The 17,317-nt window shown below is 71.5% G+C and carries 13 protein-coding genes and 1 pseudogene; 7 read left to right on the plus strand and 7 right to left on the minus strand.

Annotated features, from left to right (window positions below; genetic code table 11):
• Positions 1-390 precede the first annotated feature (390 nt).
• Complete coding sequence (locus tag IQ251_RS06955) at positions 391-1,776, plus strand: amino acid permease (protein WP_193927641.1); 1,386 nt, start codon at positions 391-393, stop codon at positions 1,774-1,776.
• 16 nt (positions 1,777-1,792) lie between these two features.
• Here the strand turns inward: IQ251_RS06955 and IQ251_RS06960 are convergent, their stop codons facing one another.
• The 3 genes from IQ251_RS06960 to IQ251_RS06970 form a co-directional block, all read right to left on the minus strand.
• A complete protein-coding gene (locus tag IQ251_RS06960; RefSeq protein WP_193927642.1) occupies positions 1,793-2,467 on the minus strand; it encodes a DedA family protein in 675 nt (224 codons plus the stop codon).
• Positions 2,468-2,621: 154 nt separating this feature from the next.
• Complete coding sequence (dacB, locus tag IQ251_RS06965; RefSeq protein ID WP_193927643.1) at positions 2,622-4,196, minus strand: D-alanyl-D-alanine carboxypeptidase/D-alanyl-D-alanine endopeptidase; 1,575 nt, start codon at positions 4,194-4,196, stop codon at positions 2,622-2,624.
• 87 nt (positions 4,197-4,283) lie between these two features.
• The gene (locus IQ251_RS06970; RefSeq protein WP_370591241.1) at positions 4,284-4,922 is read right to left on the minus strand and encodes a LysE family translocator; all 639 of its coding nucleotides are present in this window, start codon (positions 4,920-4,922) and stop codon (positions 4,284-4,286) included.
• Between the two features lie 63 nt (positions 4,923-4,985).
• Here IQ251_RS06970 and IQ251_RS06975 point away from each other — a divergent pair, with 63 nt between their 5' ends.
• On the plus strand, positions 4,986-5,549 hold the full coding sequence (locus IQ251_RS06975; protein ID WP_193927644.1) for an Lrp/AsnC family transcriptional regulator: 564 nt from the start codon (positions 4,986-4,988) through the stop codon (positions 5,547-5,549).
• Here the strand turns inward: IQ251_RS06975 and tesB are convergent.
• Together tesB and pyk are read right to left on the minus strand one after the other, a co-directional pair.
• Positions 5,539-6,477 carry an acyl-CoA thioesterase II gene (gene tesB / locus IQ251_RS06980; protein ID WP_193927645.1) on the minus strand — a complete coding sequence of 313 codons (939 nt, stop codon included), beginning with the start codon at positions 6,475-6,477 and terminating at the stop codon, positions 5,539-5,541. The two genes, IQ251_RS06975 and tesB, sit on opposite strands and share 11 nt — an antisense overlap.
• A gap of 66 nt (positions 6,478-6,543) precedes the next feature.
• Entirely contained in the window at positions 6,544-7,965 is a 1,422-nt protein-coding gene (pyk, locus tag IQ251_RS06985) for a pyruvate kinase (protein WP_193927646.1), read from the minus strand.
• A 75-nt stretch (positions 7,966-8,040) separates the two neighbouring features.
• Here pyk and IQ251_RS06990 point away from each other — a divergent pair, with 75 nt between their 5' ends.
• On the plus strand, positions 8,041-8,424 hold the full coding sequence (locus IQ251_RS06990) for a VanZ family protein (protein ID WP_193927647.1): 384 nt from the start codon (positions 8,041-8,043) through the stop codon (positions 8,422-8,424).
• On the opposite strand, the pseudogene IQ251_RS06995 reads toward IQ251_RS06990, so the two are convergent.
• Positions 8,372-9,035: pseudogene (locus IQ251_RS06995) on the minus strand (DUF2461 domain-containing protein). The gene IQ251_RS06990 and the pseudogene IQ251_RS06995 sit on opposite strands and share 53 nt — an antisense overlap.
• A gap of 243 nt (positions 9,036-9,278) precedes the next feature.
• On the opposite strand from IQ251_RS06995, the gene IQ251_RS07000 reads away from it, so the two are divergent.
• Positions 9,279-11,627: a LuxR C-terminal-related transcriptional regulator gene (locus IQ251_RS07000; RefSeq protein WP_193927648.1), complete on the plus strand. Its 2,349-nt coding sequence runs from the start codon at positions 9,279-9,281 to the stop codon at positions 11,625-11,627.
• Between the two features lie 212 nt (positions 11,628-11,839).
• Positions 11,840-12,613 carry a transglycosylase SLT domain-containing protein gene (locus IQ251_RS07005; RefSeq protein ID WP_193927649.1) on the plus strand — a complete coding sequence of 258 codons (774 nt, stop codon included), beginning with the start codon at positions 11,840-11,842 and terminating at the stop codon, positions 12,611-12,613.
• Here IQ251_RS07005 and IQ251_RS07010 read toward each other — a convergent pair.
• Positions 12,607-13,302 carry a FadR/GntR family transcriptional regulator gene (locus IQ251_RS07010; RefSeq protein WP_228046301.1) on the minus strand — a complete coding sequence of 232 codons (696 nt, stop codon included), beginning with the start codon at positions 13,300-13,302 and terminating at the stop codon, positions 12,607-12,609. The genes IQ251_RS07005 and IQ251_RS07010 overlap by 7 nt on opposite strands.
• Positions 13,303-13,477: 175 nt before the next feature.
• Between IQ251_RS07010 and IQ251_RS07015 the strand changes: the two genes are divergently transcribed.
• Together IQ251_RS07015 and IQ251_RS07020 are read left to right on the plus strand one after the other, a co-directional pair.
• Positions 13,478-14,872, plus strand: coding sequence for a GntT/GntP/DsdX family permease (locus tag IQ251_RS07015; protein ID WP_193927651.1), 1,395 nt, complete (start codon positions 13,478-13,480; stop codon positions 14,870-14,872).
• Between the two features lie 126 nt (positions 14,873-14,998).
• Positions 14,999-17,281 (plus strand): HelD family protein, encoded by a 2,283-nt coding sequence (locus tag IQ251_RS07020; RefSeq protein WP_228046302.1) that lies wholly within the window; start codon positions 14,999-15,001, stop codon positions 17,279-17,281.
• The last annotated feature ends 36 nt before the right edge of the window (positions 17,282-17,317 follow it).

Genomic DNA, 17,317 nt, shown 5'->3' on the forward strand with positions numbered 1-17,317 from the left:
GTCGAGGCGCTGGCCAAGGCCAACCCCCTCTACCCCAACCGCTGACAGCGAAGGGCTGTTCGGCGAGGACTCGCGACCAGGCCCGCTGCGGTACAGCGCCGCGTCCCGGATTCCGGGGCGCGGCGCTGTCGCGTTGCGGACCCGATTCGATCCGGCACGGTCGGCTCCCGCGCGGAAGCGGAGCGCAACCGGATCCCGGGGCATACCACTCCTCATCGAACGGTTTGTCCGAAGTAGACCGTTTGCGGCGAAAATTCCTCTGCAACAGCGACTTTCGCCACTTGCTATCGGCGGTCGGGAACGGGAACATCTGGCGAACCCGAACGAGATCCGTGTTCGCGTGCACCTGGTGCAGCCCGGGAGCGGACGCGCGGTGAGGAGTCCACGCCGATGAGCCACCCCCCGACCGAGGAATACCGCAAGGAGCTGAGCAACCGGCACATCAGCATGATCGCCCTCGGCGGAGCGATCGGCGTCGGCCTGTTCCTCGGCTCCGGCAAGGCCCTCAACCAGGTGGGCCCCGGCCTCATCCTCATCTACGCGATCGCCGGGCTGATGATCTTCCTGGTCATGCGCGCGCTCGGCGAACTGCTCATGTACCGGCCGGTCAGCGGTTCGTTCGCCGAGTACGCGGGCGAATTCGTGGGCCCCTGGGCGCGTTTCGCCACCGGCTGGGGCTACTGGCTGGTGTGGATCGTGACCGGGATGGCCGAGATCACCGCCGTGGGCGAGTACTTCCAGTTCTGGTTCCCCGGCCTGCCGCAGTGGATCCCCGCGCTCGGCGCGCTCGTCGTGCTCAGCGGAGTCAACCTGATCGCGGTCAAGCTGTTCGGCGAGTTCGAGTTCTGGTTCGCGCTGATCAAGGTGCTGGCCATCGTCGGGTTGATCGTGCTGGCCGCGGCCATCCTCGTCTTCGGCTTCAGCAACGTCGGCGACACCGCCTCGATCAGCAACCTGTGGACGCACGGCGGCTTCTTCCCGAACGGCTCCGCCGCCGCGCTGGTGTCCTTCCAGATCGTCATGTTCGCCTTCGTCGGCGTGGAGATGGTCGGCCAGACGGCCAGCGAGAGCCGGGACCCGAAACGGGTGCTGCCGCGGGCGATCAACGCCGTGATGTGGCGGATCCTGATCTTCTACGTCGGCGCGCTGGTGGCGCTGGCCTCGCTGGTGCCGTGGAACCGGTTCCCCGCCGACGGCAGTCCGTTCGTGCACGCGTTCGCGCTGATCGGCATCCCGGCCGCGGCGGGAATCGTCAACTTCGTGGTGACCACGGCGGCGTTGTCCTCGTGCAACAGCGGGATCTACTCCACCGGCCGGATGCTGCGCACCCTGGCCACGGAGGGGCAGGCGCCGCGGGCCGTCGGCAAGCTCAGCTCGCGTGCGGTGCCCGCGCGGGCGATCGGGGTCACCTTCTGCGCGATGCTGGTCGGCGTCGCGCTGAACTACTTCGTGCCCGAGCAGGCGTTCACCTACATCACCAGTGCCAGCACGGTCGGCGCCATCTTCACCTGGGGCATGATCGTCATCGCGCACCTGGTGTACCACCGGCGGATCCGGGCGGGCGCGCTGCCGGCCGGTTCCTTCCGAATGCCGCTCGCGCCGTACTCGAACTACCTGGTGCTGGCGTTCCTGGCGATGGTCGTGGTGCTGCTGGCCTTCGACGCGGAGACGCGCATCGCGCTCTACATCACGCCGGTGCTGGCCGCGACCGTGGCGATCGGCTACCTCGCCGCGCGCAAGCGGGCCGCGCAGGAGCGGGAACTCTCCGGCTGCTGACGAGCGGGGCCGCGGCTCAGGCCGCTTCGGAGACGTCGCGCGCGGTCTCCGCACCGACCCGGGTCTCGGCGACCGCCGCGCGGCGGCGCTTGACCCGGCGCACGTACCAGACGGCCAGCCCGATCAGCAGCAGCGAGACGGCCAGGATCCAGCTCGCGTGGCCGAGCAGGTCTTCGAGGTACTTGGCCGAGGCGCCCGCGGCCCAGCCGATGCCCACGTGCGTCAGCGACCACGCGGTGGCACCGAACACCGAGGCGAGCAGGAACGGGCCGTAGCGCATCCCGCCCGCACCCGCGGCCGCCGGCACGAGGGTGCGCACCACCGGGAGGAAGCGGGCCACCAGGACAGCGCCGATGCCGTACTTGCGCAGCAGCCGACCGGCCCGGTCCCAGTGGTGCTGGCCGAGCTTGCGCACGGCCTTCGTCTCGCGCAGCCGGAATCGGTTGAACCGACCCAGCCAGAAACCGATGCTGTCCCCCGTGGCCGCGCACAGCGCCACGATCCCGGAGAGGGTGAGGAAGAAACCGGTGTCGGTCACCGCGGCCGATGCGATCAGCAGTCCGCTCTCCCCCGGGACCAGGAACCCGACCCCGATGGTGCACTCGGCCAGCACAAGCGCTCCGGTCACCAGGATCAGGAGCGGCCTCGGCAGACCGGCGATGGCTTCGAGGACATCGCTGATGAAGGACACGAGGTGACTCCTCGGCGTACGTCTGAATGGGTCCCCATCACGCTACCGGCGCAACAGGAACCCGGCTGTCGGCTTCCTCCCGGCCGGGGAGACCCTCCTCGGCAACCGCGCGGGGCGCAGGCCGTTCCGGCCCGCCCCGGGCGCGAACGGCGGTTCAACAGGTCTTGGTCCAGGAGCATTCGAGCTCGCGCTCCGCGGACCGCGCACGTGCGTCGTCCCGCTGCGCCGGCGGCAGCGGTGCCGTACCGCGGACGCGGTCCCGCTCCGCGCCGTGCTCGGCGAGCCGGACGGCGATCGCGTCCTCCACGTCGTGGGGCGGTTCGGACAGCACACCGTTGAACACCACCGAGAATACCAATTCACGACCGTCCGCAGCGGTTACGTAACCGGACAACGCACTCACTCCGGTCATGGAGCCGGTTTTCGCGTGCACGTTGTGCTCAGCGGCCGTCCCCGCCATGCGGTGACGCAGCGTACCTCCGACCGCACGATCTGCCGCACCCGCCACCGGAAGCGCCGCGTACCAGTCGGCGAACCACGGGCGCTGCCGCACGTTGTCCAGCAGTTCGGCCAGCTGTCCCGGCGTGAGCTGATCCATCGGGGACAGACCGGATCCGTCCACGAGCCGCACCGCCTCCGGGTCCACCCCGAACCCGGCCAGCCGCTCAGTGAGCAGCGGGATCCCCGTCTCCCAGTCGCCGCGGCCGTGCTGGTGCGCCGCCATCGCTTTGACCAGGGTCTCGGCGTGCCCGTTGTTGCTGAGCTTGAGGAACGGCCCCAGCAGCTCGCGCAACGGCATCGACACGTGCTCGGCCAGCACCCGCGAACCCGGCGGAGCCGCGCCCTCCCCCGTTCCAGAGACCCGCACGCCGTGCTCGGCCAGCGACCGCACGAACAGATCCACCGCGTAGGCCGCCGGATCCGGCACGCTCACGTACTCCTCGGCTCCCGGACCACCCGCGGGGACCGCGCCGGTGACCACGACGCGGCCGGTCCCGTGCTCGCGGAGCGCGTCGACGTCCGGAGCGGTGTCCGGGGCCGCGGTGCGCACCCGGTCGTCCAGCTGCAGCGCGCCGGTCGCCGGTGCGACCGAGGTGCGCGCGGGTCCTCCCTCCGCGCCCGGCTCGACCCGGACCACAGCGCTGCCCGCGTCGTAGTCGGTGTCCGGGGCCGCGGTCAGCGCCGAGACCGGCGCCGCGTAGTGGTACGGCTCGTCGTCCCAAGCCCAGCCGGTGCCCAGCGGGCGGTCGTCGAACCGGGTCGCGTCGGCCAGCACCGCGCCCTCGACGCGCCGGACACCCCGGTCGGCGACCTCGGCGGCCATCCGGTCGAGGTCGGCGGGCAGCACCGCCGGATCTCCCGTCCCGCGCAGGTGCAGGTCACCGCGCAGCACCGGCCTGTCGACCGGGGCGTCGGTGCGCACCTCGGTGCGGAACCGGTGTTCCGGGCCCAGCACGTCCAGCGCAGCCGCGGAGGTGGCCAGCTTCGCGGTGGACGCGGGAACGGCCCGCTCGTCGGCCGCTCTGCTGTAGAGCACCTCGTCGGTGGCCGGATCGCGCACCACCACCCCGGTGTGCGCCCCGGCCAACCGCGGGTCGGCGAGGATGCGATCCAGGTCCGCCCGCAGCGCGTCGGTCCCGGACGGATCGGCTCCGGACGGTACGACCAGCGCGAACGGCACCACCGCAGCGCCGATCAGTCCCACCTGCACGGCTCCGCGACGGCGCATCGCTGCCCTCCTCCGAGTCGCCGATCAGGCGAGGGAGCCTAGGCGGATGATCACGTTCGGTCAACGAGCCGACACCATGCGCGTTCGCTAGGTCGCGGCGATCGACGTGGCCAGCACCAGCAGCGCACCACCGCAACAGCGCTCGAAGACCACGCGGCGCCGCGGGGCGGCGAGCAGCGCGGAGAGCTTCCGCACCGACGGCACCACCACCAGCCACCAGACCGCGAACGCGCCGACGGCCACCGCGCTGAGCAGCGCCGCCTGCCGGATCGGCTCACCGGCGGGATCCATGGCCTGCGGCAACAGGGTCAGGAAGGTCAGCATCACCTTCGGGTTGAGCACATCGGTCAGCAGGCCGCGCAGGAACACCGAACGCCCGGATACCAACTCGGGCACCGAGCCCGGTTCGGCGAGCGCCGCACCGGAATGGCGCAGGATCTGCAGCCCCATCCAGACGAGGTAGCCGACTCCGGCGACCTTGACGGCCAGCAGCGCCGCGGGCACGGCGGCGAGCAGGGCGGACAGCCCGAGCGTGGCCGCGGTCGCGTGCAGCACCAACCCGCAGGTCACCCCGGCCGCGGCCAGCCAGCCCCAGCGCCTGCCGCTGGCCGCGCTGCGCGTCACCAGGACGAAGTCGGGGCCCGGGACCACGACGATCACCACCAGGGCGAGCAGGAACGGCCCCCACGCGATGTGCACTTCTCCTCCACCGAATCCGTTCGCCACGACCGGCGGCATTCTGCCTGCGCAGTTCGTGCGATCGCCAGCAGTTCCGTACTATGTTCGGTTATGCAGGAACACGTGGAACTGGATTCGGTCGACTGGCGGATCCTGGAAGAACTGCAGAACGATGCGACGCTCGCGAACCGGGTGCTGGCCGAGCGCGTCGGCCTGGCCCCGTCCAGCTGCCTGCAGCGGGTGCGGCGGCTGCACGAGCGCGGCGTCATCCGCGGCTCGCACATCGACGTGGACCCGGCGGCCACCGGTCTGCCGCTGGAGGCGATGGTGTCCATCAACGTCCGGCCGCACACCCGGCAGGTGGTCGACCGGTTCCGCGAGTTCGTGATGGCCCAGCCGGAAACCCGGTCGTTGCTGCACGTCAGCGGGCAGGCCGACTTCCTGCTGCACGTCGCCGTGGCCGATACCGCCCACCTGCAGGAGTTCCTGGTGGACAAGCTCGCCTCGCAGGAGGCGGTGCGGCACTTCACCAGTTCGATCGTGCTGGAGCAGCTGCACACGAGCGCGCTGACCCCACCCCGCGGTATGCGCCCGACCCGCCGCCGCCGAACCAATCGGGATGGTGAGCGACCGCGGGACGGGCTCGACACCCGAGCCTCCGGGCCTAGCGGTTGACCCGGAGCAGGCCCTCTTGGACGACGGTGGCGACGAGGTGGCCGTCGCGGGTGAAGAAGCGGCCGTTGGCCAGCCCCCGCGCGCCCGAGGCGCTCGGCGAGGAGCAGTCGTAGAGCAGCCAATCGTCGGCGCGGAAGTCGCGGTGGAACCACATGGCGTGGTCCAGGCTCGCCCCGGCGACCTCGTCCAGGCCCCAGTAGACGCCGTGCCGGGAGAGCACCGCGTCCAGCAGGGTCATGTCCGAGGCGAAGGCCGCGGTGCACACGTGCAGCAGGTCGTCGTCGGGCAGCACGCCGTCGGCCCGCATCCACACCCGGCTGCGCGCCTCGTGCTGCTCGTCGTCCCGGCTGCGCCACGGCGGGTCGGTCACGTACCGCACGTCGATCGGGCGCGGTTCAGTCCGGCCGAGCCGTTCGGCGAGGTCGCCGATCTGCTCGCCGAACGTCGGCAGCGACTCCGGCGGCGGCACGTCGGGCATCGGCTCGGCGTGGTCGATGCCCTCCTCGGGGATCTGGAACGAGGCGGACAGCGAGAAGATCGTCTTGCCGCGCTGCACCGCCACGACGCGGCGGGTGGTGAACGAGCGGCCGTCCCGGGTGCGGTCGACCTCGTAGACGATCGGGATGCTCGGGTCGCCGGGCCGGATGAAGTACGCGTGCAGCGAGTGCACCTTGCGCTCCGGCTCGACCGTGCGCCCGGCCGCCACGAGCGCCTGCCCGGCCACCTGGCCGCCGAACACCCGCACCGGCGAGGACGCGGGGCTGACCCCGCGGAAGATGTTCTCCTCGACGGTTTCCAGATCGAGCAGGGCAACCAGGCTGTCCAGCACCGGTTGGCCGTGCGGATGCCCGTCGGTGTCCAACGGGACCGCGCCTCCGGTTCGGGATCCGGCCGGATCGGCGGCCGCGGCCCGCGCCGCTTCGGTCACTGCACGCTCCTCGTGATCAGCGCGCCGGTTCGCGGGCGGGAGGGCACCCGCCCGCGAATCCCGGCATCAAACGTGGTCTTCTTCGCCCAGCCGGTGCACGCGGATCAGGTTGGTCGACCCGACCGTTCCGGGCGGCGAGCCCGCCACGACGACCACCATGTCGCCCCGCTCGGACTTGCCCAACGAGAGCATCGCCTGGTCCACCTGGCGCACCATCTGGTCGGTCGTGTCCACCTTAGGCACCAGGAACGTCTCTGTCCCCCAGGTGAGAGCGAGCTGACTGCGCACCGATTCCTCGGGGGTGAACGCCAGCAGCGGCACTCGCGTGTGCAGCCGCGCGAGCCGGCGCACCGTGTCCCCGGACTGCGTGAAGGCCACCAGCGCCTTGGCGTTGAGCCGCTCCCCGATATCGCGGGCGGCGTAGGAGATCACGCCCCGCTTGGTGCGCGGGACGTGGCTCAGCGGCGGCGGCTGGGTCGAGCCCGCCTCCACGGCTTCCACGATCTTCGCCATCGTCTCGACGGTCTCCAGCGGGTAGCGCCCCACGCTGGTCTCGCCGGAGAGCATCACGGCGTCCGTGCCGTCCAGCACCGCGTTGGCCACGTCCGAGGTCTCCGCGCGGGTCGGGCGCGGGCTGCTCATCATCGAGTCCAGCATCTGCGTGGCCACGATCACCGGCTTGGCGTTCTCCCGCGCGATCCGGATGGCCTTCTTCTGCACGAGCGGGACGTGTTCCAGCGGCAGTTCGACGCCGAGGTCCCCGCGGGCGACCATGACGCCGTCGAAGGCCAGCACGATGGCCTCCAGGTTGTCCACCGCTTCCGGCTTCTCCAGCTTGGCGATGACCGGCACCCGCCGGCCGACCCGGTCCATGACCTGGTGCACCTGGTCGATGTCGGCCGGGCTGCGCACGAAGGACAGCGCGATGAAGTCCACACCGAGTTCGAGCGCGAACTCCAGGTCCTCGAAGTCCTTATCGGACAGCGCCGGGACGGAAACGTCCATGCCCGGCAAGGAGATCCCCTTGTGGTCGGAGACGGTGCCGCCCTCGGTCACCTCGCACACCACGTCGCTGCCCTCGACGGCGGTCACGTTCATCGCGACCCGTCCGTCGTCGACCAGCAACCGGTCGCCGACCTTCGCGTCTCCGGCCAGTCCCTGGTAAGTGGTGGATACGCGATCGTGCGTTCCCTGCACGTCGTCCACCGTGATCCGCACGACGTCGCCGGTGCGCCATTCGACCGGACCGGCGGCGAAGGTCCCGAGCCGGATCTTCGGTCCCTGCAGATCACCGAGAACACCGACCGCGCGGCCGGATTCCTTCGCGGCGTCGCGGACCAGCCCGTAGACCTGCCGGTGGTCGGCGTGGCTGCCGTGGCTGAAGTTCAGCCTGGCGACGTCCATTCCGCTGCTGACGAGCTCGGCCACCTTCTCCGGAGTGGCGGTGGCGGGGCCCATGGTACAAACGATCTTGGCTCGTCGACTCACGTTGTGCCAGCGTAGTCCCCTGTCCGTTTCGCGCAGCACGCGCCGCCCCCTCATCCGCGCCCACCGGGGAGATCGTTGCCGAGATCACTGACGCCCCCGGTCCGGGCGCTGCCCTTCGCGGCCGCGCTGCTGCTCAGCGTGATCGTTCTGTTCACCCCGGCGTCGGGCGTGCCGAGCGCGCCGCCCGGCACGGACAAGGTGATCCACATCGCGCTGTTCGCCGCGCTCGCGCTGACCGGCCGCGCCGCGGGGATCCGCACCCGGGTGTTGCTGCCCGCGCTGGCCGGATACGCGATCGCCTCGGAACTGCTGCAGGGCCGGCTGCCGATCGGGCGCAGCGCCGACGCGTGGGACGCGGCCGCCGATCTGGTGGGCGTGGCGGCCGGCTTCGCCGCGCACCGGGTGCTCAGCGACGCCGTTCGGCGGTCGTTCCGACGTGGTCGGCGACCCAGCGGTTGAGCCCGTCCAGCTGCCGCCAGCGGTCGCGCACCCGGTCCACCAGCGCGCTCGTGCAGCAGGTCGTCCGGTTCCCGGTGCTGCTGCGCGTACAGCGTGCGGTGCCGCAGCAGGTCCAGCCGCGGGTGATCGGCGGGATAGCCGCGCGGGCGGGTGCGCAGGGTGTTGCCGGTGATCTCCCAGCCGAGCCCGGCGAGCTCGTCGAGCAGGTCGCGCAGCCGCTGCCCGTGCAGCTGTTCGGCCGCGGCGGTGCGCAGCCGGGCCAGCTGGTCGCTCTGAGTGTGGAAGCATCCGCCGGCGAGCAGCAGTCCGTCCGCGCTGACCTGCACGTAGTAGGCGCCGCCGCCCCTGCCGGGTTCGACCACGGCCGCGCAGGTCGTCTTGTACGGCGACTTGTCCGCGGCGAAGCGCACGTCGCGGTGCGGGCGGAACACCTTGCCCGCGCCGAATCCCGGTGCGAACTCGTCGGCGAGTTCGGCGAGCAGCGCCTCCATCGGCCCGCGCACGTCGCGCCGGTAGAGCTCCTGGTTGTCCCGGAAGTACGCCTTGGAATTGTCGGCCTCCAGGCCCTCGAAGAAGTCGACCAAACCGGCCCCGAACCCGTCGAACCGCACGCACCGACGCTATCCGGCCCGGGTCGGAGTCCCGCGGCCCCCACCACCGACGCGCAGACCGCACGACCTCCGCGTACGGGATGCTCGCTGCGCGCCGGCGCCGCGCCGGCCGAGCTCACCGCCGAGGACTCCCGCACCCTCACCGGGATCTGACCGCGCTGATCTGGTGATCCCGCGCACCGCGCACGCCTGCGACGATCACTTTCGCAGGTCAGCGCGGGTACGCAGGGTTACGCTCGAAGCGTGGTCTCGACTGCGCGACAAGCCCGGGTGCGCGAACCCGCGGGCAACCTCCCCGCCGACGTCACCAGCTTCGTCGGTCGCAGGCGCGAGATCACGCTCACCAAGCGGCTGCTGGGCGAGTCCCGCGTGGTCACGCTGACCGGGCCCGGCGGGGTCGGCAAGACCCGCCTGGCGACGCGGGTCGCGGCCAACATGCGCCGCTCGTTCCGGGACAAGGCCAAGTGCATCGAACTCGAAGACGTCGAGGACGGTGCCGTGGTGGTCGACGCCGTCATCGAGCAGCTGGGCCTGGGTGGCTCGTCGACCGGCGACCTGAACACCGTGGTCGACCACCTCAAGGACCGCGAGATGCTGCTGGTCCTGGACAACTGCGAGCACGTGGTTCAGGACGTGGCGCTGCTGGTGGACGCGGTGCTGCGCTGGTGCCCCGGGGTGCGCGTGCTGGCCACCAGCAGGCAGTCGCTCGGCGTCGCCGGGGAGAGCACCGTGGTGGTGCCCTCGCTGAACGTGCCGGACATCGAGCACCTGCCCGATCCGGAGTCCTACGAGCAGTACGCCTCGGTCCGGCTCTTCGTGGAGCGCGCCCGGTCCGCTGTGCCCGAGTTCGAGGTGACCCCGGACAACGCCGTCGCGCTGATGCGCCTGGTGCACCACCTGGACGGCAACCCGCTGGCCATCGAGCTGGCCGCGGTGCGCCTGCGGTCGCTGTCCCCGCAGCAGCTGGAGCAGCGGCTGGCCGAGCGCTACGACCTGCTCACCGAGGGACGCCGCGGCGCTCCCGCCCGGCAGCGGACGCTGCGCGCGCTGATCGACTGGAGCTACGGGCTCGCCTCGGAGACCGACCGGCTGACCTGGGCCCGGGTGTCGGTGTTCTCCGGCACGTTCGACCTGGCCGCGGCCGAGCACGTGGCGGGCGCCGGGATGTCGGAGAGCGAGGTGCTGGGGGCGATGCACTCGCTGGTCGACCAGTCGGTGCTGCTGCGCGAGGAGGAGTCCGGGGAGGTCCGCTACCGGCTGCCGCACACGCTGCGCGAGTACGGCCACGACAAGCTGGAGGCGTCCGGGGAGGCCGATGCGGTCCGCGGCAGGCACTGTGCCTGGTTCGCCGATGTCACCGCCCGCTTCGCCCAGCAGTGGGTGGGTCCGGACCAGGTCGCCTGGGTGAACCGGCTGTCCAGCGACCTGGGCAACCTCCGCGTGGCGCTGCGCACCGCGATCAGCGACCGCAGCACCGCCGCGCAGGCGATGCGGATGACCATCGACCTCGGCCAGTACTGGGGGATCCGCGGGCTCAACGGCGAAGCCCGGCATTGGCTGGACGCGGCACTGACCATCGCGCCGTCCGACGCCGTCGAGCGGGTGGGCGCGCTGCGGGTCAACGCGTGGTTCGCCCTGCTGCAGGGCGATCTGGCCAAGGCACGCCCGCTGCTGGAGCAGGCCACGGTGCTGGCCACCCAGCGGGCCGACGAGATCGAGCGGACCAAGCTCGCGGTGGTGCGCGGTCTGGTGTCCATGTTCGTCGGCGAACCGCAGCAGGGCGTGTCGGTGTTGGAAGAGGCCCTGGCCAAGGCGCGCAAGTTCGAGCTGCGCACCGCAGAGATGTTCGCGCTGTTCGCCCTCGGGCTGCTGCGCAACCAGCTGGGTGATCCGCAGGCGGGACGCGACCTGCTGGGCGAGTGCATCCGGATCACCGGCGAGCTGGGCGAGCAGTTCTGGCGGTCCTACGCGCTGTGGGCCGCGGCGCAGATCGACCTGGAGAGCGGGGATCTGGACCGCGCCGAACGCCAGGCGAAGAAGGCACTGCGCACGCAGGTGCAGCTGAGCAACCGGCTGGCGATCGCGTTCGACCTGGACGTGCTGGCCTGGATCGCCGAGGCGCAGGGCAGGCACGAGCGCGCCGCGCGGCTGTTCGGCTGCGCCTCCGCGGCCTGGGAGATGGTGCGGGCGGCGCCGACCGGGTTCGCCGGGTACGCGGAACGGCACGCCGCGCACGAGCGGCGGGTGCGGCAGGCCATCGGCGAGGAGGCGTTCGAGGACGCCTTCGAGCGCGGGCGAGAACTGACCCAGCACCAGGCCGCGGACCTGGCGCTGGAGGTCAAGAAGCAGCAGCGGCAGCGCACCGACGAGAACGTGCACCCGATGCCGCTGACCCGCCGGGAGCGGCAGATCGCCGAGCTGGTCGCGCAGGGCGGCACCAACAAGGAGATCGCCGAGAACCTGGTGATCGCCCAGCGCACGGTGGAAGGCCACGTGCAGAACATCCTCACCAAGCTCGACTACTCGTCCCGCGCGCAGATCGCCGGCTGGGTCGCCGCGCAGAAGGGCGCCGGCGAGACGTCCCCCGCGTGAGGCCGCCGCGCGGTCCGGCACCGCGCAGGACGGCCCCGGCGAACCGGTGCCGTCCGAGTCATCCGAATTCCGATCACACCAGGTGATCACACAGTTGACTACACCCCGTATTCGTCTCGGCTCCGTGGGTACTACCTGGTGCACAATCTAGGTAGTCGACTACGTGGAAACACCCATGTCTACGTACGTTCCGTAATGGAACCTAGTCCGCGATGACCCCCGACGAGAATCACTCCCCCGACGACATGGCTCCCTCCACGACCCCCCGCCGCCGGGAGACCCCGCTCCGCCGGGCGGCGACCTGGGTGAGTTCCAGCTTCGCCGGCGACCGCCAGCGCCGCGTGTCCCCGAAGGCGCGGTCGATCCAGATCGGTGCCGCCGCGGCCGCCTTCAGCGCCGTCGGCGTGCTCGCCCTGCAGGCCGGACCGGACGGCGAGACCGAAGCCGTGCAGCCCGCCGCGGAGAGCGCAGCGCTGCCGCAGGCCGCCCCGGCCCCCGGTGCAGGCGACCACGAGCGCAAGGCCGCCGACCACGAACGCGCCAAGCAGGACCACGGCAAGCAGCACCGCGGCGGCGAGCAGGCCCAGCCGCCGCACGCCGCGCAGGCGCAGGCCGGCCCGGCCAAGGACCAGATCGACACCTGGATCGACCAGGCCGTGACGGCGATCAACCAGCACGGCGAGACCCAGCTCGACCAGACCGACCACGAAGCCATCCGCACGATCATCGAGAACGAGTCCGCGGGGGATCCCAACGCCAAGAACGACTGGGACTCCAACGCCTCGGCGGGCACCCCGTCGATCGGCCTGATGCAGACCATCCAGCCGACGTTCGACTCGTTCGCGCTGCCCGGCCGCGAGGACATCTACGACCCGGTGGACAACATCGTCGCCGCCACCCTCTACTCGGTGGACCGCTACGGCGGCCCGTCCGAGGTGCCCGGGGTCCAGGGCCTCGACTCGGGAGGCAGCTACCAGGGCTACTGATCCGCGCCCAGCACGGACAACGTCCCCTCCAGGGCCTCCGCGACCAGTTCGCGCATGGCCTCCTCCGCCCGCGCCCGGTCGCCACCGCGGATGCACTCGGCCACCTCGCAGTGCAACCGCACGGCGACCGGGCGCGGGTGTTCGGGCATCAGCCCGCTGCCCGCCCGCCAGCGCAGGACCTCCTCCACCGATTCGTGCAGCTGCCCGAACATGGCGTTGCCCGAGGCGGCCAGCACGGCGTGGTGGAAGTCGACATCGGCGTCCATGAACGCGTCCAGATCGCCGGACCGGGCGGTGACCACCATCCGCTCGGACAGCGCCACCAACCGCGCCACGTCGTCGTCCCCGGCGCGGCGCGCCGCCGCGGCGGCTGCCACCGGTTCGATCGCGGTGCGCAGCTCGGCCAGGCTGGTCAGCTGCCGGGTTCGGTCCGCGGCGAGTTCCCAGCGGATCAGCTTCGGGTCGAACGAGTTCCACTCGGCGCGCGGCCGGACGACGAACCCGACTCGCTTGCGCCCGAAGACCATCCGGATCGAACCGAGCGTGCGGACCGCCTCCCGGGCCACGCTGCGCGAGATGCCGAACCGCTGCTCGACCTCCTCGATGCGCAGCACGCCGCCGGCGGGATAGGCGCCCGCGGCGATCTCCCGCCCGAGCACGTCCACGACCTCGTCGTGCAGCCCTGCCATGAACGCACCCCTTCGTGCCGGTCCCGCCGGTGCATCGCCACCGAACATCCAACCCTAGGGCGCCGGTCCGGGTGACCGGGGTTACAAATCTACTTAATCGGTCAGGGTGACAATAAAGTCATACTTTTGACCTAGGCTGTGCTCGCCCCAGCTCAACGAGGAGCCGAAAAGAGCCATGCCGCACACCCTGACGACCGCGCTCGCCGCCTCGGCGTGGAGCGCGCACGACACCCGGCTGCTGTTCGCGACCCTCGCGGGCATCGCCGTGATCGTCCTGCTGATCAGCTGGGCGAAGCTGCATCCGTTCCTCTCGCTGGCCCTCGGCGCAGGCACGCTCGGCGTCGTCGCCGGGATGCCGTTCGGCGACCTGGTGGAGACGTTCACCGAAGGCGTCGGCGCCACGATCGGCGATGTCGGTCTGCTCGTGGCCCTCGGCGCCATGCTGGGCAAACTGCTCACCGACTCCGGCGGCGCCGAGCAGGTGGTGCAGACCGTCCTGCGCAGAACCACGGACCGCACGCTGCCCTGGGCGATGGTGTTCATCGCGGCGCTGCTCGGCCTGCCGATGTTCTTCGAGGTCGGCGTGGTGCTGCTGGTGCCCATCGTGGTCATGGTGGCCGGGCGCGCCCAGCAGCCGGTGCTGCGCATCGGGATCCCCGCGCTGGCCGGTCTGTCCATCCTGCACGGGCTGGTCCCGCCGCACCCCGGCCCGCTCGCGGCCGTGGACGCGCTGGGCGTGGACCTCGGCCTGACGCTGGCGCTGGGCGTGCTGGTGTCCATCCCCACCGCGATCATCGCCGGACCGCTGTTCGGCTCGTTCATCGCGCCCCGCGTCCCGCTGCCCGCGGCGGAGAAGCTGCTCGGCGACCAGCGGCCGTCCGCGGACGGCGACGAGAACGCCCGGCGGCCCGCGTTCTGGACCTCGGTGGCGATGCTGCTGCTGCCCGTGGTGCTCATGCTGGGCAAGTCGGTGGCCGATCTGGTGCTCACCGAGGGGACCGCCGCCTACGGGTTCCTGGACACGATCGGCACCCCGGTCGTGGCGCTGATGCTGACCGTGCTGGTGGCGATCGTCGTGCTCGGCCGCGGCGCCGGGCTCAGCCGCGGCCGGCTCTCGGACATCGTCGGCGGCGCGCTGCCCACCATCGCCGGGATCATCCTCATCGTCGGCGCGGGCGGCGGGTTCAAGGAGACCCTGGTCGAATCCGGCGTGAACGGCATGATCACCGACCTGGCCGAGGGGGCGAACCTGTCCCCGCTGCTGCTGGGCTGGCTGATCGCGGTCGGCATCCGGGTGGCCACCGGTTCGGCCACCGTGGCCACGATCTCGGCGGCGGGCATGGTCGTCCCGCTGGTGGCCGACCTCGATCCGGCGCAGGGCGCGCTGGTGGCCCTGGCCATCGGCTCCGGCTCGCTGTTCCTGTCGCACGTCAACGACGCCGGGTTCTGGCTGGTCAAGGAGTACTTCGGCATGACCGTCGGGCAGACGCTCAAGACCTGGTCCGTGCTGGAGACCCTGCTGTCGGTGGTGTCGTTCGCGGTGATCCTGTTGATCAGCGCGCTGCTGTAGGACCGGATGCCGGTGCGCTGCACCGCCGACGCACCGGGACCGGTCCGCACGCGAGGTATATTGGCAGGTCGGGCCTCCGCCGGACGGGGGCCCGTCCCTGTCCGCATCCGGCCCGAGGTGGAGCCATTGTCCAGCACCCGAGTTGATCGGGAAGCAGTGCGCACGCGCGAAATCGCCGCCGAACAGGAATACGTCTCGAAGCTGTACGGGAAGCTCGACCTGCTCCGCGAGGAGACCACGCGCCGGTTGCGCGAAACCCTGGGCCAGACCGGCGGGTCGCCGCAGGCGCGGACCGAGCGCGACATCTCCACCCGCATGTACACCGAGCGGCTCACCCAGCTCAGCGCGGTCGAGCACGGGCTGTGCTTCGGCCGCATCGACCAGGACGACGGTGAGACCTTCCACATCGGCAGGCTCGGGCTGTTCGACGAGGACAACGACTACGAGCCGTTGCTGATCGACTGGCGCGCCCCGGCGGCGCGGCCGTTCTACCTGGCCACCGCGGCTGCGCGGGACGGCGTGCGGCTGCGCAGGCACCTGCGCACCAGCTGGCGGCAGGTGCGGGACTTCGAGGACGAGATCCTCGACCTGGACGCGGCCGAGCAGGGCCAGGACCTCGGGCTGGCCGGGGAGGCGACCCTGCTGGCCCGGCTCGACGCGCGCCGGACCGGCCAGATGCAGGACATCGTGGCCACCATCCAGGCCGAGCAGGACCGGATCATCCGCGCCGGGCTGAACGGCGTGCTGGTGGTGCAGGGCGGTCCCGGCACCGGCAAGACCGCGGTGGCGCTGCACCGGGCGGCCTACCTGCTGTACACGTTCCGCGAGCAGCTGACCAAGCGCGGTGTGCTCGTCGTGGGGCCGAACACGACGTTCCTGAGCTACATCGGCCAGGTGCTGCCCTCGCTCGGCGAGACCGGCGTCCTTCTGTCCACAGTAGGCGGACTGTATCCCGGGATCACCGCCACCGGAGCGGATTCCGCGCGCACGGCCGAGATCAAGGGCCGGGAGTCCATGGTCAAGGTGCTCACCGCCGCGGTGCGCGACCGCCAGCAGGTGCCCAAGGACCACGTCGAGGTCACCTTCGACCACGAGCCGCTGCACCTGCGCAAGTCGGACGCGACCGCGGCGCGCGCCAAGGCGCGCCGATCGCGCAAACCGCACAACCTCGGGCGGCGGATCTTCCGGGACGCGATGTTCGAGGCGCTGACCACGCAGGTCGCCGACCGGCTGGGCCGCGACCTGCTCGACCGCCGCGACCTGGACGAGATCCGGCAGGAACTGCGCGCCGACGCCGGGGTCGCCGCGGCGGTGGACGCGCTGTGGCCGGAGCTCACCCCGACCCAGGTGCTGGACGACCTGCTGTCCGATGCGACCGCGCTGCGCAGCGCCGGGCGCAAGCACCTGGACGACGACGAGCGGGCCCAGCTGCTGCGCGAGCGGGGTGCGGCCTGGACACCGGCCGATGTCGCGCTGCTCGACGAACTGGCCGAACTGCTCGGTGAGGACGACACGCAGGCCCAAGCCGAGCGGGACCGGCAGCAGCGCGAGGAACTCGCCTACGCCCAAGGCGTGCTGCACATCATGGAGCAGGACGAGGAGATCGCCGACGAGGAGCGGCTGCGGGTCTCCGACGTGCTGGACGCGGAACTGCTCGCCGAGCGGCAGGGCACCCGCAGCGATATGACCGCGGCCCAACGCGCCGCCGAGGACCGCACCTGGACGTTCGGGCACGTCATCGTCGACGAGGCCCAGGAGCTGTCCGCGATGGCCTGGCGGGTGCTCATGCGGCGCTGCCCGAGCCGGTCGATGACCCTGGTCGGCGACATCGCGCAGACCGGTGCGCTCGGCGGGGCGAGCTCCTGGGACGAGGTGCTGCACCCCTACGTCAAGGACCGCTGGAAGCTCGCCGAGCTGACCGTCAACTACCGCACTCCGGCCGAGATCATGGACCTCGCGGCCAACGTGCTGTCCGAACTGGACACCGATCTCGCCGCGCCCAGTTCGGTGCGCAGCAGCGGACATCCGCCGTGGACGCGGGAAGTCGCCGAACGCGACCTGGGAACCGAACTCGTGCAGGCGGTTTCCGGTGAGCTCGCCGAGATCGGTGAGGGCAGGCTGGCCGTCGTGGTCCCGCCGCACCTGCTGGAGCGGGCGGGCGAGCGGCTGGCCGCGGCCCTGCCCGAGCAGGTGGTGGGCACCGAACCCGACGACCTCGAATCCCCGGCCGTGGTGCTGGCCGTGGAGCAGGTCAAGGGACTGGAGTTCGACTCGGTGCTGGTCGTGGAACCGGCCGCGATCACCGGGGAGACCGAACGCGGGCTCAACGACCTCTACGTGGCGCTGACCCGCGCCACCCAGCGGCTCGGCATCCTGCACAGCGCACCGCTGCCGGCCGCGCTGCGCTGATCCGCCGCTCCGGCCGGTCCGGACCCGGGCGCACCG

The organism is Saccharopolyspora montiporae, assembly GCF_015209505.1.
GTDB classification, from domain to species: domain Bacteria; phylum Actinomycetota; class Actinomycetes; order Mycobacteriales; family Pseudonocardiaceae; genus Saccharopolyspora; species Saccharopolyspora montiporae.